This is a genomic window from Methanofastidiosum sp. (assembly GCA_035362715.1).
Lineage (GTDB): Archaea > Methanobacteriota_B > Thermococci > Methanofastidiosales > Methanofastidiosaceae > Methanofastidiosum.
Genome location: DAOSDU010000012.1, coordinates 17,165 through 34,299 on the forward strand (window position 1 = coordinate 17,165; position 17,135 = coordinate 34,299).

Sequence of the window (17,135 nt, forward strand, 5' to 3'; positions counted from 1 at the left end):
TGATTTTAAGTTATAGAAATTTGTTAACTTCTTATTATTTAAGTAATTATTTTGAGGTGATTTAGTGGAAGATGTTAAAAAAGGTACTACTACAGTAGCTATTGTATGTAAGGATGCTGTAGTGCTAGCAACAGATAGAAGAGCGTCTATGGGTTATTTAGTAGCCCACAAAAATGTAAAGAAAGTATATCAGATTGACGATTACATCGGGGCAACAGTTGCCGGGAGTGTCGGGGATATCCAGAGTTTGATTGGATCCTTAAAGGCTGAAGTAAATTTATACAAGATGAAAAACGGTACAAAGATGTCTACTAGGTCACTTGCCACGCTGACTTCACATATACTCCATGGCCAGAGATACTACCCATTGATAGCATGGCTTGTAGTAGCAGGATTTGACGATAAACCAATAGCATATTCTATAGACCCTATTGGAGGGGTTAATGAAGATAAGGCTATTTCAACTGGCTCAGGTTCACTTGTAGCATATGGTGTTCTGGAATCTATGTATAAGGAAAACATGGGCTGGGAAGAAGGTGCATTTGTTGCGATAAAGGCCATTAAGGCTGCAATAGAGAGAGACCTTGCCACTGGAAATGGCATCACAATGGCCGTTATTGATAAAGACGGCTACAGAGAGCTTTCTGATGAAGAAATTATTGGATTATCGAATCAGAATTAATTCTCTATTTTTATTTTAATTATTATTTATCTATAATTCTTAAGAAATTAGGTGAGTTCTTGTCTTCAGAGGAGATACTTAAAGAAATTAAAAACGTTGTAACGGAAAATATACCTCCAGGTGCAGTCATTACAAATATTGACTTCGAAGGTCCAGAGGTCGTTATATACACCAGAAATCCCGGGATGCTAGTTGACGACGGTGAAATAGTAAAAGAGCTAGCGAAGAACTTGAGGAAAAGGATCATTGTAAAACCTGATTCTGCTGTTCTTACTACGGAAGAAGATGCCGTAAACAAAATTAAAAATATTGTCCCAGATGAGGCTGAGATAACAGATATTACTTTTGATCCTTCAGCCTCAGAAGTAATAATCGAGGCAAAAAAACCTGGCCTTGTCATAGGTAAATCTGGGCAGACCTTAAGAGACATAACAAGGGTCGTAAGATGGGCACCTATTGTTAGGAGAAGCCCTCCTTTGCAGTCAGATACTATTAAGGCTGTCAGATCCACACTTCAGAAAGAGGCTGACGAGAGAAAAGCGATTTTAAAGAAAATCGGTCACAGGATATACAGGTCCCAGGATGTACGCTCTGAATGGATCAGAATTTCTCTTTTAGGAGGATTTAGAGAAGTAGGAAGATCATGTATTTTACTTCAGACCCCAGAGTCTAAAGTTTTATTGGACTGTGGTGTCAACGTTGCAACAAATGATCCAAAACACGCATATCCTCATTTAGACGCCCCAGAATTCAAATACCTCCTTGGCGCAAAGGAGCTCGACGCAGTTATAATAAGTCATGCGCACCTTGATCACTGCGGATTTGTTCCTTATCTATACAAATATGGGTATGAGGGCCCTGTCTATTGTACCCCTCCAACAAGAGATCTCATGACTATGTTGCAGCTTGACTATATCGATATAGCGTTTAAAGAAAATCATCCCTCGCCTTATACAAAAAAGGATGTTAAGAGTGTCATTCACCATACTATTCCTGTTGACTATAAAGAGGTAAGGGATATCTCACCAGATATCAGGATAACATTTCATAATGCAGGCCATATTCTTGGGTCGGCTATGGTTCACTTGCATGTTGGAAACGGACTCCATAATATTGTATATAGTGGCGACTTTAACTTTGAGTCATCCAAGCTATTAGAAAAGGCCAGCTTCAAGTTCCCACGTCTTGAATCGCTTATAATTGAAGCAACATACGGTGGATCCCATGATATGCAGATGCCAAGGGGAGAGGCAGAAAAGAATCTTTTGAAGATAATCTATGACACTACTTCTCAAGGCGGTAAAGTCTTAATTCCAGTACTTTCAGTTGGAAGGTCCCAAGAAATTATGCTCGTCTTAGAAGAGCTCATGGAAGGAGGAGCATTGGAAAAAATGCCAGTCTACCTTGATGGAATGATTTGGGAAGCAACTGCTATACACACTGCATACCCGGAATACCTATCCAAGGAGATAAGAGAGATGATATTCCATCAGGGAAAGAATCCATTCCTGTCCGAGACTTTTGAAAATGTAAAAACTAATGACAAAAGAAAGAGTATACTTGAAGGTCCACCATGTATTATACTTGCAACTAGCGGTATGCTTGTAGGGGGGCCATCAGTTGAATACTTTAAGGCATTAGCGGACGATGTTAGAAACTCAATAGTCTTTGTAAGCTACCAGGGCGAAGGGTCTCTTGGAAGAAAGGTCCAGAAAGGTATGACCGAACTCCCACACATGGGAACAAACGGCAAGAACGAACTGATTAACATCAGAATGAAAGTTTACACGGTTGATGGATTTTCAGGTCACACTGATAGGAATGGATTAATGGAATTTATCAAGAGACTAAATCCAAGGCCCGAAAAAATAATAACTGGCCATGGAGATCCTGCAAAATGTACCGACTTTGCAAGCACAATTTATAGAAAGTTTAGAATAGAAACTAAAGCACCATCAAATCTTGAAACAATAAGATTAAGCTAGGTGTATTATGGAATTTTATTACGCTGTATATCATCATGGGCATGAGACAATGGTCGCAGTCTGTGATGAGGATACACTTGAAAACACCTTCTGTTGCAATGAAAAAGGAATAAAACTAGATGTAAAAAAATCCTTTTATGGGAAAAATAAAGGTCAAAAAGAGGAAATATTGTGCCTAATGAAAGATGCAACTATCCTCAATCTTGTCGGTAAAGAGATTATAGATATAGCTTTGGGAGAAGGGCTCATAAGCAAAGAATGTGTTTTAGCTATAGGTGGTACTGTGCATGCCCAGAGCGTCAAGATGTGAAATCTAATTCTTTTATAAAAAGTAATTTAAACAATATCTTTTTCTTTATATTATGGAAAAGTGCTTTGTTTGTGGCAAGGAGGAGACTCTTACTGATGGCAGATGTAGAGTTTGCTACTTAAGAGAATCTTTTCAATTTTCTATACCTGGAAAGATAAAGGTACCTTACTGCAAAAGTTGTAATTCCTATTATACAAACAGGTGGAAGACCCTAGGAGATAAGATCTCCTTCATAAATGAAACACTAGAAAATAATGTTTCTTCAAATTTAGATGTCGAGTTTGTTAAAGAATTTTCTATAACAAAAAAAGATATTCAAGCTAAAGTTGAGTTATCTGAAGAAGGCAATATTACTAAAATCAGGCTTATCATAAGGCCATTTTGCGATGATTCTTCATTTGACATGGAAGCTTCAACTGAAATAATGCTTTCCGGTGAGCAGTGCAAGAGATGCTCAAGATTTTACGGTGGATATTACGAAGCAATACTCCAGATAAGAAATGATGAGAAAAAAATTGAGTTAGAAAGAGCAAATGAAATACTTGAAATTATCGACGATATATCGGATAGGCTGATTTCAAAAGATAGAATGGCTTTTATTGCAAGGGTTGAAGAACTCAAAGAGGGAATTGACATCTATATGGGATCTTTATCTGCAGCAAGAAAGATCGCAAATGAGCTAATCAAGAGATTCAGCGGTTCTATGGGGGAAGCACACAAACTCATGGGCCTTGACAGAGATTCAGGGAAAAAGATTTACAGGACAACTGTAACTGTGAGATTAAAAAATATGGCACAAAGGTATGCATTCTATCGTGGTCATTTGTATTTAATTGATATCGCAGGTGATAACTTCAAACTCACATCTCTTGAAGATGGAAGTATATTAAGTATTAAAGGAAAAGAGTTTGAAAAGGATATCAAAAAAGAGACGATGAGAATAATCGATAAGGAATTACTTGAAACTATAGACCTTTCAGTAACAGAGGTAACGCCTGAAAGATACCAGATGATGAAATTAGCAGGAGATTATGAAACCTTTTATGTTTCAAGAGATGAAGTTCATCTAAAAAGAGAATTAAAAACAGGGGATAATGTCAAAGGAGTAATCATAGACAATAGGGTCATTATTATTGAACAAGAAAGTATTATTTAAAACAATTAGGATATAAAAAGTTTCAACTCGGTCGTTATTCTTTTAAGCAATTTTTATACCTCATGCACGGCGATTCTAATGGTAAAAGATAAAGTTGTTTTGGCTTATTCTGGCGGTCTTGATACCAGCGTCATCTTGACTTGGTTGATAGATGAAGGATATGATGTCATATGTTTCATAGCTGATGTGGGGCAGGATGAAGACCTCAAGGCAGCTAAAGAAAAAGCAATAAAATGCGGAGCAACGAAGGTCTATGTTGAAGATTTGAGGACGGAGTTTGTCACAGACTTCATCTTCCAAGCATTGAAAGGAAATGCGATGTATGAAAACAGATACCTTTTAGGTACATCCCTTGCAAGGCCTTTAATTGCAAAGAAACAGATTGAAATTGCTCAAAAAGAAAAAGCAAAATATGTTGCGCACGGAGCTACAGGAAAGGGTAATGATCAGGTTAGATTTGAACTTACTTATTATGCCTTAAATCCTTCTATCCATGTAATTGCACCTTGGAAAATTCCAAAATATTTACAACAGTTCCAGGGAAGGAGCGACTTGATAAAATACGCTGAAGCAAAAGGAATACCAATTAAGGCTTCAGTTTCAAAACCTTACAGTGAAGATGGCAATCTGATGCACCTAAGCCACGAGGCGGGCATTTTAGAAGATACAATGCTTACCCCAACTGAAGACATGTTTGAGATAACAAAATCTCCAATGGATGCTCCAAATAAACAAACAGTAATAGAAATAGATTTCAAAAATGGACTTCCAATAAAAGTTACAAATAAAAATGATGGAACTGTAAAAACTAAACCTTTAGAACTTTTCCTATACTTAAATGAGCTTGCAAAAGAAAACGGTGTCGGTAGGATAGATATCGTTGAGAACAGGTTTGTTGGTATCAAGAGTAGAGGAGTATATGAAACTCCAGGCGCTACAATTTTATGGGCAGCTCACAGGGACATTGAAGGAATAGTAATGGACAGGGAAGTCATGCATATCAAACAGATACTCGAGCCAAAGTTTGCAGAGCTAATATACAACGGATTCTGGTACTCCCCAGAAATGGACTTTTTAATGGCAGCATTTAACAAGAGTCAAGAGTTTATCGACGGAAAAGTTGTAGTTGGACTATACAAGGGCAACGTAATGATGCTTGGAAGAGAGTCACCTACATCACTATACAACAAAGAACTATCAAGCATGGATGTCGAGGGTGGATTCGATCAGACCGATTCCAAGGGATTCATAAGGATAAACGCTATTAGGCTAAAAGCACACAAGGTTATCCTAAACAAGAAAACACTAGGACTAAAATAATTTTTTATTTTTTTATAATTTCATTCCTTCTTCTATGGCAATAAGCCAGTTCATGAAAGTATTAAAAGAACCTCGTAGTGCTGGTATGTCTTCTGATTCTATAGTAATTTTTAGAGAATTGCCTTCTGCTTCAATCTTAGATTTTGTCTTATAAAAAGGAGAGCTATTTTCTTCAATTCTTAGAAGCCTTTCTATGTCGTTTGCTTTTTCATGGATGTAGACAATTTCAATCTTGGCATCATTCATAATTCAATATACTCTAAAATCCTTAAAAGGTTTCTTTCACAGATAGTAATATCTGCTTCATTTTTAACCTCTTCATCTTTTGGATCAAATGCGATAGAGAGGCCTGATAAGCAAAACATAGGGATGTCGTATTTTGAATCTCCTATTGACATTATATCTTCTTTTTTAAAGTCATTTTTTTCCATAATCTTATTTATGATGATATCCTTCCTTAACAGATCAACTCTCCAGACATCCCTTCCTGTAAGATATCCTTTTTCATCATACTGAAATCCATTAGCCCAAATATCATATATGCCTAATACACTTCCTGCATTTTGGGCTAACAAATCAATGCCCGCAGAAATAATAAAAAGTTTTAATTCATTTTCCTTTAAGATTCGAACGCATTCTCTAGCCCCATCGATAAAAACATAATTCTTGAGGGCTTTCTCAACTTCACTTTTGTGAGGGAGCCTCCCATCCTTTTTCCACAAAGAAACGTCTTCTCTTATCCATTGGCCATAGTCTATTTCTTTTGAGAAATACCGGCGCATGTTTTCTTTCCTCTTTTCCTCATTTGCACCGAAATATTCATGGAGCCTTTCCCACGAGGAATGGGATTCTATGAGTACCCCGTCTAAATCAAAGAATATAGCACTGACCATAAATTAAAAAAATAGTCACCGTATTTAAAACTTTAGAAAATCTTTTAATGTGGCGTAATATTTGACAGTTGTGAAGCTCATCGTCTATAATCTAGGCCAGGATGATCCCAAGAAATGTACTGCCCACAGGCTACTAAAATTTGGCGAAGTTACATTTGTAAAAAACTTAAAGAGTTTACCGAATAATTGTATTCTCTTAAATCCCTTCTCAAGAGAAGTGCTGTCCCCAGAAGATGTTAAATTCTCAAAGAATGGCATCGTAGCACTTGACTGTTCTTGGGTGGAAGCGGAGAGAAGCTTTGATAAGATCAAATCAAGGGTACAAGGGAGGATTCTGCCATTCTTAGTTCCTTCAAATCCAGTAAACTATGGTAAACCGGGAAAACTATCTACAGCTGAAGCGTTTTCAGGGGCATTATATATATTGAGGGAGAAGGAGCAGGCTATAAAGGTCCTATCGACCTTCAATTGGGGACAAGAGTTTTTTAAAATTAATAAGGAATTACTAGAAGGCTATTCAAAATCTAAGGATGCAGAAGAAGTTTTAGATTTCCAAGAGAAATATTTAAAAGGGATTAAGGACAGAAAAAGTTCTATAGGGGAGATGTAATGAAGAACGAGTTAGCAGAAAAGAGACTTTTTCATGTAAAAATTTGCATGAAATGTAACGCGAGAAATCCATGGAAAGCTGAAAGCTGCAGAAAGTGTGGATACGCAGGATTGAGAGGAAAAGCAAAAGAATCAAGAGTATAAAATAGGTAGTAAATCTTTTATTCCATCAACTTTTTTATCTCCTATTTTTATTCCTATAAAATGACATCCAGCACCTTTAGCTGCAGCCATATCAGATTTGGTATCTCCTATAAACACCATCTTTGTAATTGGCACTTTTAGTATTTCTGATGCTTTTAGAAGCATGTCTGGGTGCGGTTTTGGCCGTTCGACATCATCAAGGCACATTACAACTTCAAAATACTTATGAAGATCAAAATAACTAAATGTTTTGTCAAGATTCTTCTTTGGGGTGTTTGTTGCAACGCCAAGCTTAAATTTTCCTAAAGCGTCTAGAGTCTCATGGACCTTTTCATATAGTTTCATCAAATGTACATTATTCCTTTGATTTCTCAGTGCTGCCTCGACCGCATCTTTGCCAAGGCCGTATCTTTTCAAGTCCTCTTCAACTGAAGGGCCCCAGAATATCTCTCTGTAAGTCTGTCTATCAACAGGATTTTTCTCAAACTCGACTAAAGTTTGATTAAAAGAGGTAAACCAACTTTCAAAAGAGTCAAGCAAAACACCATCGACATCGAAAACAATAGCTTCTATTTCCATAAGCGTAAGGTTAGAATTCTTTATTTAAGTTTTGTTATAGTAAAATATATAAGATTTGGAGTATATAATTATTATTTGGATTATAATTTATTTTTATAAAAACAGGAGGAGGGATAAAATGAGATTTATAATATCAAGAGTTAGTAAAGGCAATTCCAATCCTGAAGACCCTCCATGCATTGATGCGCAATTTGATAAAATAAACAAATGCTGGGTGAAGGAATTACTTGACTTGAAGGATCTCATGAGATTCTTCAGTAAATACGGGGATTTAGTAATAAAAGAAAATGAAAAGACTCAGATGGCCGAGATAGTAATATATGACGACTGGGAAGAAATAATGACAAAATTGAAGAGATAAATTACTTTTTTTCAAGTATTTTTATTAGATGCCAGCCAAACTGTGTTTTAACAGGCCCAACTACAGACCCCACATTCCCTTCAAAAGCTGCCTTTTCAAATTCCTTTACCATCTTCTGTCTCGAGAAAAATCCCAGATCTCCCCCCTTTTTACCCGAAGGGCATTGGGAAAATTTTTTTGCTAGTTCAGAGAAGTTGTCTCCTCTCTTTATTTTTTCAAGAACTTCTTTTGCAAGTTCTTCTGATTTAACTAGAATATGTGCAGCATGGACTTCTTTTACCATAAATCCGATTTAAAAATAATATATAAAAGAGTTACTGAATATTTCTATGATAATTATCTTTCTGCAAGATATACCCCAAAGATAACGAGTATACCGCCAAGCACTGTGAATATTGTAATTACCTCTCCAAGGAGAAACCAAGCCATTATTGCAGTAACAACAGGAACAAAGTACAAAAACATTGCAACATTGGAGGCTTTTTCACATTTCATTGATCTGTTCCAGCATATGTATGCGTATACTGAGCATAAAAGAGAGAGGTATAAAACAGAGCCTACGCCCAACATTGTGACCCCACCAATGAACGAAAATCTAGATTCAAACAGTGCCATTGGAAACAAAAATATGGTCCCAAATAGGAATGAAAAAGAGGTCATAGATAAAGGAGTTCTTTGCTCCATCGTTTTTTTTCCGGCAACAGAATAAGCTGCCCAGAATATGCCAGTTAATACTATTAGAATGTCTCCAATATTGATCTTCTGAAATCCTGAGAGTGAACCATTGACTACAATTATGGCTGCACCAATAAATGAAACAAATATTCCAAAAGCTGTTTTTTTGTGAATGGCTTCGCCAAGAAAAATCATTGCAAAGATAGCTATGAAAGGGACATTGAAATTTATCAGGATTGATGAGTTTATCGCAGATGTAAATTTTAATGCGTATACTTGAATTCCCTGGACTAGGGTAACACCAAGAAGTCCAAGAATTGAAAAAGTAATAATTTCATTTTTATTAATTCTAAGACTCTTCTTACCCTCAAGGTGATATGTAATAGCAACAATTACAGGGCACGCAATAAGAAATCTAAAGAATGCAAGAGAGTATGGGGGGATTTCTGTCAATCCCCACTTTATTGCAATCCACGATCCCGACCAAATCAGGACTAGAGCTAGTAACTCAAGGAATGTTTTTAATTTCATTGGGCATCTTTTTCCTTCTACTTATCTAGCTCGGAGAGATGTTTTATTCGTTTAAGCATGTTGGGATGTGTGCTCATGAGCTCCATTATGCTGGCAGATGTGCCAACTCTAATCCCTCCTTGTCTTACGGATGCAAGTTCATTTCTGTCAATAGTACCGCTCATATCTCTATCTACTTCAGTAAGCTCATTAAAATCGCCCATCGCCCTAGTTGGATCATTTAAGAAGAAAGCTTTGATTCCTTCTAATCTCTGCACTTCTCGTTTTGGTGTCTTTGCGGTGCCATATGTAAGTTTGTAAAGTGCCGATGCTAATTGATGAGGTTCATTTCCTATTTCCGCGCTTCCTTTGTCTGCATAGTATTCCCTTATTCTTGATCCATACATCACTAATAGATTTGTAATAAAGTATACAACTAATGCTATTATCCCAATCATAGCTGTTCCTCCGGAATTCCTGTCATTACTTGTACCCATTCTCCCACTGTACATCGAAGACATATACATGTAATAGGCTATCATTGGAACAGCACTAAGTAAAGTAATAATTGCCATGTCACTATGTTTCACATGAGAAATCTCGTGCCCTATCACAGCTTTAAGTTCATCCTCTGAAAGTAAATTTGTAATACCTTCTGTAACGCATACCCTTGCATCGCCTTTTGATCTTCCAAAAGCAAATGCGTTTGGCATTGGAGTTGGACATACACCAACACGAGGTGTTTTCTTCAGGCCTGCTTTTCTAGCCTGTTCTTCAACCATTCTGTAAAGCTTTGGATTATCCCCTTCAGTAATGTATTTGACCTTCATTGATGATTCGACCATCTTTGGCCCAATCATATACTGTACAAACATCATTCCCAGTGCCAAAATAACTGAGTAATTAATAAAACTCTGGCCTGAATAACCAACAGCAGCCCCTACAAAAAGTAAAAATCCATATAGTATCACAAACATTAATCCAATTAACATATACATTTTCATCTGAAGCCACATAGTATTCCCTAAGATTAAATATACTTATTATATATTTAAACATTTCTTATAATCATTTGAGAAAATAGGATTGCTTGACCTTAAATGAAGTGCGACTGGCGGGATTCGAACCCGCGCTTGAAGCTTGGGAAGCTCCAGTCCTAACCACTAGACTACAGTCGCTGCTATTAAAAGTGGCTAATACAAATTTATAAATTTATCTTTTCGTAAATCCTCCCGATAATAAATCCAATTGCAGTGCATGTTTCAAGAGAGATACCTTCACCAGTTATATCAAGATGATACGTTGTCATCTTCCTAATCTCCCTAGGAAGGCCTCGCCTACCAAGCCCAATAAATAAAACAAAATCATCGCCGTCTCGAATATTCTTTGCTATGGTACTCAGATCACAACTTTTTTCTGGCTTTGAAGTAGTAGATATGAAAACACCTTTTAGCTTGTTAGGGTCATCGGTAGCTACTAGTTTGCCATGTTTGATAAGCTCTTCGATATACTTACCACCGTCTCCTATGGTGGTGTTTTCTTTTACTTCCTTCAAAAGAAATTCTTTGTAATCTTCTTTGAACGGAAAATCAAAAAGGCACAGGTCAAATCCAGTATAATGGCACAGGGGGGCTGCTCTTGCAATATTCCTTGAATGTATATCGTGCCATTTCAATTTGTCATAGGTGTTTACAATACAGATTGTAACTTTTCCTTTAGGGTTTCTTTGTTGACTCACCTTTAACAACTCCTGTTGCTATAATATGGGATACTCTTAGGGGCTCTGGAATGTTAGAGTGCATTGATGAAATCCTGATCAATTCTCTTGCATTGTCTTCCTCAATCCCTTTAAACTGAAAAAAAATATCCGATTTTTCTTGAACTTTTCCCTCGTAAATTTGTCCGGCCTTTTTTATAATCTCTAATCGTTTTGTTTTATGATTTAGATTTGAAAGAGCTTTTTCTATGGAGCTAATGTCCGGCATTTTTCTCATAACAACTACAACGGGCAGGCTTGTATCTTGATTTAGCTTTTCAATGTCCACAAGATTGAAGCCAGCTATTGTAATCCCTTTGAGCATAATCGCCCTTAAGTCCTTGTAACGTGCGTTAAGAATCATCTTAGTAATTTTTTCTGTTGCGTCAAGACCGTCTCTTTTAACATAGGTGCTGAGAACGCCATCGATCCAAAATCCGCCTCTAACTAAAGCACCAACGACTAAAACCTCAGTATCATCTCTTGTAAAATTTGAGTCATCGATTCCAAGGATCCTTATCTCCTTCTTTATCCGCATCATCTTAGAATAGAAGTTAGTATTAATATGTTTAAGCCCTAGAAGTAGTGGTCAATAAAATATGAGAACGCCTCTGCTATAGCCTTTCTTTCCTCATCAGGATCGTTCAAATCTCTCCCACCAAGTTTTTCAGAAAGAATATCTACGGCCTCATCGATACTAAATACTTTTTCAATATACCCTTTGCCAATTAAGGCCTCGACGAAATCCCCTCTCATCTTCTTGTCACTTCGTCTTGGGGATTTTATTTTTGATTTTGCCAAAGCATCAGATAAGGCAATATTTGAAACCTTCTTGCCCGTGTATCTACCCTGGACTCTTGATTTTGCAGCGGAATATAGAAAGTTCACGACAGCATCACCAAAGGCCGAAAGATTTGAATCTTCGGAGATTTCTTCCATGGAAAATCTCCTTTCATCTGATTTATAAGTCTTCACAGGGGGATAATAAAACTTATAATAAGTGAATTCTATAATATTATAGGAAAGTGATTTTTCATGTTTGATATCGTTGTTTTGGCTAGTCTTAAAGAAAAAATTGATTTCTGGAAAAAAGAGAAGTATTCAAAGACAATAACGAAATTTCCAGAGAGGAGAAAAGAATTTTTCACTTCGTCTGACATCCCAGTTGATGTCCAATATACTCCTCTTGATATTGTTGATTTTGATTATACAAAAGACCTTGGCAATGCCGGAGAATATCCTTATACTAGAGGGGTACAACCAAATATGTTCAGGGGAAAGCTCTGGACAATGAGACAATACGCTGGATTTGGCTCTGCTGAGGAAACAAACAGGCGGTACAAGTTTCTATTATCTGAAGGCCAGACCGGACTTTCAGTTGCATTCGACCTTCCCACTCAGATAGGATACGACTCGGATAATCAAATGAGCTTTGGCGAAGTTGGAAAGGTTGGAGTTGCTATAGATTCACTAGAGGATATGGAGGCCCTTTTTGAGGGAATACCCTTGGACAAAGTTTCTACTTCCATGACTATTAACTCAACAGCAGCAATTCTCCTTGCAATGTATATCGCCGTAGGAGAAAAACAAGGTGTTGCACCTGAAAAATTAAGAGGCACAATACAAAACGATATCCTAAAGGAATATGTCGCAAGAGGAACTTATATATTTCCTCCAAAAGAATCAATGAGGATAATTACAGATATTTTTGAGTACTGCACTAAGAATCTTCCTGAGTGGAATACCATCAGCATAAGCGGATACCACATCAGGGAAGCCGGAGCAACTGCAGCTCAAGAAGTTGCGTTCACACTTGCAGACGGTGTTGCCTACGTTGAGGCGGCCATAAAAGCAGGTTTACAGGTAGATGAATTTGGAAAAAGGCTATCTTTCTTTTTTAATGCGCATAACAATTTCATAGAGGAGATAGCAAAATTCAGAGCCGCAAGAAGAACATGGGCGAAAATAATGAAAGAAAGATTCGGCTCTAAAGACCCAAAAGCTATGATGTTGAGATTCCACACTCAGACTGGTGGAAGCACCCTCACAGCACAGCAACCTGAGAATAATATTATACGGGTAACGATGCAGGCATTGGCAGCTGTTCTTGGAGGAACACAATCACTGCATACAAATTCAATGGATGAGGCGCTTGCACTTCCTTCAGAGAAAGCCGTTACAGTAGCCCTTAGAACTCAACAGGTAATAGCACATGAAAGTGGTGTTGCAGACACAGTTGATCCATTTGCAGGTTCATACTATGTCGAATATTTGACAAATATGATTGAAACTGAAGTAACTAAGTATTTTGACAAGATCGACTCACTTGGTGGAATGGTTAAAGCCATCGAAGGGGGCTATGTACAAAAGGAGATTCAGGACAGCGCTTACAAGTATCAAAAAGCCATTGAAAAAAATGATGTAATAGTTGTGGGCTTGAACAAATTTACCATGGAAGAAAAACTGCCCGAAGAACTTCTTAAATTAAATCCCGAAGTAGAAAAAATTCAGATTGAAAAACTAAAAAAATTAAAGGCAAAAAGAGACAATACCAAGGTCAAAGATATTTTAGAGAAAATCGAGGATGCTGCAAGAAACGACAAAAATCTCATGCCATTAATACTTGAGGCAGTAAAATCTTATGCGACACTTGGGGAGATAAGCGACAGCCTAAGAAAAGTATTTGGAGAATACAAATCATCTGTTATATTATAATATCTTTTTTTTATAGCCCATGTAAGAGAACATAAAGGATTCCCAAGGATAACTCTTTTTTACCTTTTTATCATGGTAACGGTTTAAAACATATGCCATCATTATAGGGACTACAGGGATTACAGAAACTCCAGAACCGATAAATAGTCCCGTATTCTTTTTGACCTCATTTCCTTTCACGATATTCCTCATTGACCTTTTCATGATATAATACCCAGTATTCCAGCTCCACAACATAGTTTGCTTCATTGAGGCTACATGCCCCTGAGGGATCGTCTTTTTCTTTTTTACAGCCTTATAGAAATCTTCTATAGTGTTGCCTTCAAATAGCGTGTATGCATTTCCAACCATTCTTTCGGTGTGTGCGTCACTTCCAGCGATTGAGGCATTTTTTATTTTCTTGTTTTCTTCTGATGCTTTTCTATTTATTATTCCATCTCTGTGAAATGCATTGAAGACCTCAATTCCGTCGATATTCAATTTATGTATAAGGTCCTTAAAGCATGGGCATATTACGCTATATGGGTGAGGTACAATAGCAAGGCCACCTTGATCCCTTACACTATCTATGGATTCTTCGGCGGTTAAATTTGGAGGGATAGTCTCATTCAAGAAAAGTCCAAGTAACTCACCATCTGATGTTGATATTTCTTCTCCGACTATTATTCTGGAAGGTGCAAGTTTTTCTGTTTCAATTCCACCCCTTATGGTATCGTGATCAGTTATAGCTAAGAAATCTATTCCTCTTTTATCTGCATATTTTAGAATCTTTTCAGGCCTAGAAATACAGTCAGGAATAACGGGGATTTTTTTAGAATTTCCAGAATATTTTGTGTGGATATGGGTATCAACTTTACACATACCCGACCTTGAATCAGAATAATCCATTAGATGAACAGATAAAAAATCACTTATAAATCTAATGCCCAAGATAAAACTATCCCGAAAGTTTTAAATACTCATTTTAATTACATTTTCATGATGGGAAAGATTAGGTCTTCCGAATCGGTATCAAGAAAATTATATTATTGTTTTAGCTTTAGGTATTGATACCTTTCACTGGCCGAATCCTTAGTTTCTCTTTCCAATCCCCTTTTAAGGAGGTTATTTTTATGGAGAGTTCTTTAGAGACTCTTAGAGAAGAAATTAACAGGATCGATGAGGAGATTATAGGTCTGCTTTCAAGAAGAATGGAAGTAGCAAAGAAGATAGCTGCCCTAAAAAAGGATAAGGGCATTCCGATAGAGGATAGAGATAGAGAGAAAACACTTTTTCTTAAACTTGAAAAAGAGGCTAGACGAAATAATATTAATGAGAAGTTTGTTTCGGAAGTCTTTGGGGTAATTGTTTCCCATTCAAAACTTATCCAAAATAAGATATTGGAGGAACAAAAATGATTGTTATAATGAAAGCAAAGGCCGAGGAGGAGGATGTTAATAGAGTTATAGCTACAATCCAGTCGCTTGGCCTTAGAACGCAGTTGAATTTAGGTGCGGAAAGAATGGTAGTTGCCGTAATAGGCGACATTAGTAAGATTGGAGAAGACAACTTCTTCCGGATCAGGGCAATGAAAGGTGTAGAAAACACAGTATTTGTTTCAAAGCCTTACAAATTAGTTTCAAAAGACTTCAAAAAAGAGCAGACAATAATAGATGTAGGTGGAGTAAAGATAGGCGGAAAGAAAATCGTTGTATTTGCAGGACCATGTTCAGTTGAGAACAGAGAACAGATAATGGAAGTCGCTGAGAAGATAAAGAAAGCAGGTGCAAGCATGATAAGGGGCGGAGCATTCAAACCACGTACATCTCCCAAAGATTTCCAGGGGCTTGGAGAAGAAGGATTAAAATTATTGTACGAAGCAAAAGAAGAAACTGGGCTTCCAATTGTAACTGAAATTATGGATGCTAGAGATGTAAGTCTTTTGTCTGACTATGCTGACGTTCTCCAGGTAGGAACTAGAAACATGCAGAATTACACATTATTAAAAGAGCTCGGAAAATGTGACAAGCCTGTTCTTCTAAAAAGGGGAATGTGGGCAACAATGGCAGAATTTCTTGGGGCCGCAGAGTACATAATGAACGGGGGAAATGAAAACGTTATATTGTGTGAGCGAGGTATCAGGACTTTCTCTGATTACTCTAGAAATACTCTTGATCTTAGTATCATTCCAGCCATAAAAGATGAGAGCCATCTACCTATAATATCGGATCCAAGTCATGGTACTGGTAGGAGGAGTTTAGTCTTGCCCATGGCTAAAGCATCAGTTGCCTGTGGTGCAGATGGATTATTGATAGAAACACATCCTGACCCAGATAGGGCAATTAGTGATGCGGATCAAACTATTTCCTTGAGTGCTTTTTCAAAACTCATGGAGGATTTAAAACAGATAGCAAAAGCAGTTGGGAGGGAAATATAAATGATAATAGTAATGAAGATGGGCGCAGAAGAAAGCCAAGTTCAAGAGACCATCAAAAAAATAAAAGATCTTGGTTTCAATACTCACCTATCACAGGGAGAGAATAGAACTATAATTGGTGTAATCGGAGATGTGTCTTCGATAGATGAAAGCGATGTTGAAAGATTAAGGGCGACACCTTACATAGAGGAAGTTGTAAGGGTGTCAAAGCCTTACAAATTAGTCTCTAGAGCATTTAACAAAGAGAATACTGTCATTAAGATAAACGGCACCGAGATAGGCGGTAAAAAGATTGTCGTAATGGCAGGGCCATGCACTGTAGAAAGCGAGGATCAGATTATTAATATCGCAAGAGAGGTAAAAAGCTCAGGGGCTACTATCCTAAGAGGTGGTGCATTCAAGCCACGTACAGCGCCTAAAGACTTCCAAGGTCTTGGAGAAAAAGGCCTGAAATTTTTATTAGAAGCAAAAGAAGAAACTGGGCTTCCAATATGTACTGAAGTAATGGACACAAGGGATGTAAATCTTGTAGCCGAATATGCAGATATACTACAAGTTGGAACTAGAAATATGCAGAACTACGCTTTATTAAAAGAGCTCGGAAAATGTGACAAGCCTGTTCTTCTAAAGAGAGGAATGTGGGCCACACTAAAAGAATTTCTTTCAGCTGCAGAATACATTCTTGCAGGCGGAAATGAGAAGGTCATGTTGTGCGAAAGAGGCATCAGGACATTTTCAGATTTCACAAGAAATACATTGGATCTAAGCATAGTTCCAGTATTGAAGGCTGAAAGCCATTTGCCTGTAATAGTTGACCCAAGTCACGGCACGGGGAGAAGAGATATTGTAAAACCCATGGCACTTGCTGCAATTGCATGCGGCGCGGACGGTGTCACCGTTGAAGCACACACCGATCCAGAGAAAGCTATAAGTGATGCAGATCAGACAATAAGCACTGCTGACCTTCATGCATTGATGGGCGAAATAAAATATATATCTAGAATGTTTGGACGGGAAATATAGA

The 17,135-nt window shown here is 37.4% G+C and carries 22 protein-coding genes and 1 tRNA gene; 12 read left to right on the forward strand and 11 right to left on the reverse strand.

Annotation, left to right across the window (positions count from 1 at the left end; all coding sequences use genetic code 11):
- The first annotated feature begins 64 nt into the window (after nt 1-64).
- The 5 genes from psmB (at nt 65) to PLI06_07835 (ending at nt 5,453) form a co-directional block, all read left to right on the forward strand.
- Nucleotides 65-682: an archaeal proteasome endopeptidase complex subunit beta gene (gene psmB / locus PLI06_07815; protein ID HOI77498.1), complete on the forward strand. Its 618-nt coding sequence runs from the start codon at nt 65-67 to the stop codon at nt 680-682.
- Nucleotides 683-741: 59 nt separating this feature from the next.
- Nucleotides 742-2,667 carry a beta-CASP ribonuclease aCPSF1 gene (locus tag PLI06_07820; GenBank protein ID HOI77499.1) on the forward strand — a complete coding sequence of 642 codons (1,926 nt, stop codon included), beginning with the start codon at nt 742-744 and terminating at the stop codon, nt 2,665-2,667.
- A 7-nt stretch (nt 2,668-2,674) separates the two neighbouring features.
- Nucleotides 2,675-2,977 carry a DUF424 family protein gene (locus tag PLI06_07825; protein ID HOI77500.1) on the forward strand — a complete coding sequence of 101 codons (303 nt, stop codon included), beginning with the start codon at nt 2,675-2,677 and terminating at the stop codon, nt 2,975-2,977.
- 52 nt (nt 2,978-3,029) lie between these two features.
- Nucleotides 3,030-4,133 (forward strand): NMD3-related protein, encoded by a 1,104-nt coding sequence (locus PLI06_07830; GenBank protein HOI77501.1) that lies wholly within the window; start codon nt 3,030-3,032, stop codon nt 4,131-4,133.
- Between the two features lie 78 nt (nt 4,134-4,211).
- Nucleotides 4,212-5,453 (forward strand): argininosuccinate synthase, encoded by a 1,242-nt coding sequence (locus PLI06_07835; protein HOI77502.1) that lies wholly within the window; start codon nt 4,212-4,214, stop codon nt 5,451-5,453.
- Nucleotides 5,454-5,465: 12 nt separating this feature from the next.
- Here the strand turns inward: PLI06_07835 and PLI06_07840 are convergent, their stop codons facing one another.
- Together PLI06_07840 and PLI06_07845 are read right to left on the reverse strand one after the other, a co-directional pair.
- Nucleotides 5,466-5,699 (reverse strand): KEOPS complex subunit Pcc1, encoded by a 234-nt coding sequence (locus PLI06_07840; GenBank protein HOI77503.1) that lies wholly within the window; start codon nt 5,697-5,699, stop codon nt 5,466-5,468.
- Nucleotides 5,696-6,346 carry an HAD-IB family phosphatase gene (locus tag PLI06_07845; GenBank protein HOI77504.1) on the reverse strand — a complete coding sequence of 217 codons (651 nt, stop codon included), beginning with the start codon at nt 6,344-6,346 and terminating at the stop codon, nt 5,696-5,698. The genes PLI06_07840 and PLI06_07845 overlap by 4 nt, the downstream gene beginning before the upstream one ends.
- Before the next feature lie 70 nt (nt 6,347-6,416).
- Here PLI06_07845 and PLI06_07850 point away from each other — a divergent pair, with 70 nt between their 5' ends.
- Both PLI06_07850 and PLI06_07855 read left to right on the forward strand, forming a co-directional pair.
- Entirely contained in the window at nt 6,417-6,956 is a 540-nt protein-coding gene (locus PLI06_07850) for a DUF367 family protein (protein ID HOI77505.1), read from the forward strand.
- A complete protein-coding gene (locus PLI06_07855; GenBank protein ID HOI77506.1) occupies nt 6,956-7,099 on the forward strand; it encodes a 50S ribosomal protein L40e in 144 nt (47 codons plus the stop codon). Before PLI06_07850 ends, PLI06_07855 begins: the two co-directional genes overlap by 1 nt.
- Here the strand turns inward: PLI06_07855 and PLI06_07860 are convergent.
- On the reverse strand, nt 7,088-7,678 hold the full coding sequence (locus tag PLI06_07860; protein HOI77507.1) for an HAD family hydrolase: 591 nt from the start codon (nt 7,676-7,678) through the stop codon (nt 7,088-7,090). The two genes, PLI06_07855 and PLI06_07860, sit on opposite strands and share 12 nt — an antisense overlap.
- A gap of 118 nt (nt 7,679-7,796) precedes the next feature.
- On the opposite strand from PLI06_07860, the gene PLI06_07865 reads away from it, so the two are divergent.
- Nucleotides 7,797-8,039 carry a hypothetical protein gene (locus tag PLI06_07865; protein HOI77508.1) on the forward strand — a complete coding sequence of 81 codons (243 nt, stop codon included), beginning with the start codon at nt 7,797-7,799 and terminating at the stop codon, nt 8,037-8,039.
- Nucleotide 8,040: 1 nt separating this feature from the next.
- Here the strand turns inward: PLI06_07865 and PLI06_07870 are convergent, their stop codons facing one another.
- From PLI06_07870 to PLI06_07900, 7 genes are all read right to left on the reverse strand, one after another.
- A complete protein-coding gene (locus tag PLI06_07870; protein ID HOI77509.1) occupies nt 8,041-8,322 on the reverse strand; it encodes a peptidylprolyl isomerase in 282 nt (93 codons plus the stop codon).
- 53 nt (nt 8,323-8,375) lie between these two features.
- Nucleotides 8,376-9,245, reverse strand: coding sequence for a DMT family transporter (locus PLI06_07875; protein ID HOI77510.1), 870 nt, complete (start codon nt 9,243-9,245; stop codon nt 8,376-8,378).
- A 17-nt stretch (nt 9,246-9,262) separates the two neighbouring features.
- Nucleotides 9,263-10,228 (reverse strand): zinc metalloprotease HtpX, encoded by a 966-nt coding sequence (locus PLI06_07880; GenBank protein ID HOI77511.1) that lies wholly within the window; start codon nt 10,226-10,228, stop codon nt 9,263-9,265.
- Nucleotides 10,229-10,330: 102 nt separating this feature from the next.
- A tRNA-Gly gene (locus tag PLI06_07885) sits at nt 10,331-10,402 on the reverse strand.
- Nucleotides 10,403-10,428: 26 nt separating this feature from the next.
- Nucleotides 10,429-10,962 (reverse strand): DUF531 family protein, encoded by a 534-nt coding sequence (locus PLI06_07890; GenBank protein HOI77512.1) that lies wholly within the window; start codon nt 10,960-10,962, stop codon nt 10,429-10,431.
- Complete coding sequence (locus tag PLI06_07895; protein HOI77513.1) at nt 10,940-11,545, reverse strand: DUF99 family protein; 606 nt, start codon at nt 11,543-11,545, stop codon at nt 10,940-10,942. Before PLI06_07895 ends, PLI06_07890 begins: the two co-directional genes overlap by 23 nt.
- Nucleotides 11,546-11,556: 11 nt before the next feature.
- A complete protein-coding gene (locus tag PLI06_07900) occupies nt 11,557-11,919 on the reverse strand; it encodes a ribonuclease III family protein (GenBank protein ID HOI77514.1) in 363 nt (120 codons plus the stop codon).
- Between the two features lie 96 nt (nt 11,920-12,015).
- On the opposite strand from PLI06_07900, the gene PLI06_07905 reads away from it, so the two are divergent.
- A complete protein-coding gene (locus tag PLI06_07905) occupies nt 12,016-13,695 on the forward strand; it encodes a methylmalonyl-CoA mutase family protein (protein HOI77515.1) in 1,680 nt (559 codons plus the stop codon).
- On the opposite strand, the gene PLI06_07910 is transcribed toward PLI06_07905, so the two are convergent.
- Entirely contained in the window at nt 13,690-14,583 is an 894-nt protein-coding gene (locus PLI06_07910) for a PHP-associated domain-containing protein (protein HOI77516.1), read from the reverse strand. The two genes, PLI06_07905 and PLI06_07910, sit on opposite strands and share 6 nt — an antisense overlap.
- Before the next feature lie 224 nt (nt 14,584-14,807).
- On the opposite strand from PLI06_07910, the gene PLI06_07915 reads away from it, so the two are divergent.
- The 3 genes from PLI06_07915 to aroF (PLI06_07925) are packed head-to-tail and all read left to right on the forward strand — an operon-like array spanning nt 14,808 to nt 17,134.
- On the forward strand, nt 14,808-15,092 hold the full coding sequence (locus tag PLI06_07915) for a chorismate mutase (protein ID HOI77517.1): 285 nt from the start codon (nt 14,808-14,810) through the stop codon (nt 15,090-15,092).
- Entirely contained in the window at nt 15,089-16,111 is a 1,023-nt protein-coding gene (aroF, locus tag PLI06_07920) for a 3-deoxy-7-phosphoheptulonate synthase (protein HOI77518.1), read from the forward strand. The genes PLI06_07915 and aroF (PLI06_07920) overlap by 4 nt, the downstream gene beginning before the upstream one ends.
- Nucleotides 16,112-17,134 carry a 3-deoxy-7-phosphoheptulonate synthase gene (gene aroF / locus PLI06_07925; GenBank protein HOI77519.1) on the forward strand — a complete coding sequence of 341 codons (1,023 nt, stop codon included), beginning with the start codon at nt 16,112-16,114 and terminating at the stop codon, nt 17,132-17,134. It abuts the gene before it with no gap.
- The last annotated feature ends 1 nt before the right edge of the window (nt 17,135 follow it).

What these genes read in the sequence shown, in the direction of transcription:
- PLI06_07825 (HOI77500.1), top strand. Translation starts at nt 2,675, where the DNA reads ATGGAATTTTATTACGCTGTATATCATCATGGGCATGAGACAATGGTC.
- PLI06_07830 (HOI77501.1), top strand. Translation starts at nt 3,030, where the DNA reads ATGGAAAAGTGCTTTGTTTGTGGCAAGGAGGAGACTCTTACTGATGGC.
- PLI06_07835 (HOI77502.1), top strand. Translation starts at nt 4,212, where the DNA reads ATGGTAAAAGATAAAGTTGTTTTGGCTTATTCTGGCGGTCTTGATACC.
- PLI06_07840 (HOI77503.1), bottom strand. Translation starts at nt 5,699, where the DNA reads ATGAATGATGCCAAGATTGAAATTGTCTACATCCATGAAAAAGCAAAC.
- PLI06_07845 (HOI77504.1), bottom strand. Translation starts at nt 6,346, where the DNA reads ATGGTCAGTGCTATATTCTTTGATTTAGACGGGGTACTCATAGAATCC.
- PLI06_07855 (HOI77506.1), top strand. Translation starts at nt 6,956, where the DNA reads ATGAAGAACGAGTTAGCAGAAAAGAGACTTTTTCATGTAAAAATTTGC.
- PLI06_07860 (HOI77507.1), bottom strand. Translation starts at nt 7,678, where the DNA reads ATGGAAATAGAAGCTATTGTTTTCGATGTCGATGGTGTTTTGCTTGAC.
- PLI06_07865 (HOI77508.1), top strand. Translation starts at nt 7,797, where the DNA reads ATGAGATTTATAATATCAAGAGTTAGTAAAGGCAATTCCAATCCTGAA.
- PLI06_07870 (HOI77509.1), bottom strand. Translation starts at nt 8,322, where the DNA reads ATGGTAAAAGAAGTCCATGCTGCACATATTCTAGTTAAATCAGAAGAA.
- PLI06_07875 (HOI77510.1), bottom strand. Translation starts at nt 9,245, where the DNA reads ATGAAATTAAAAACATTCCTTGAGTTACTAGCTCTAGTCCTGATTTGG.
- PLI06_07880 (HOI77511.1), bottom strand. Translation starts at nt 10,228, where the DNA reads ATGAAAATGTATATGTTAATTGGATTAATGTTTGTGATACTATATGGA.
- PLI06_07900 (HOI77514.1), bottom strand. Translation starts at nt 11,919, where the DNA reads ATGGAAGAAATCTCCGAAGATTCAAATCTTTCGGCCTTTGGTGATGCT.
- PLI06_07905 (HOI77515.1), top strand. Translation starts at nt 12,016, where the DNA reads ATGTTTGATATCGTTGTTTTGGCTAGTCTTAAAGAAAAAATTGATTTC.
- PLI06_07910 (HOI77516.1), bottom strand. Translation starts at nt 14,583, where the DNA reads ATGGATTATTCTGATTCAAGGTCGGGTATGTGTAAAGTTGATACCCAT.
- PLI06_07915 (HOI77517.1), top strand. Translation starts at nt 14,808, where the DNA reads ATGGAGAGTTCTTTAGAGACTCTTAGAGAAGAAATTAACAGGATCGAT.
- aroF (HOI77518.1), top strand. Translation starts at nt 15,089, where the DNA reads ATGATTGTTATAATGAAAGCAAAGGCCGAGGAGGAGGATGTTAATAGA.
- aroF (HOI77519.1), top strand. Translation starts at nt 16,112, where the DNA reads ATGATAATAGTAATGAAGATGGGCGCAGAAGAAAGCCAAGTTCAAGAG.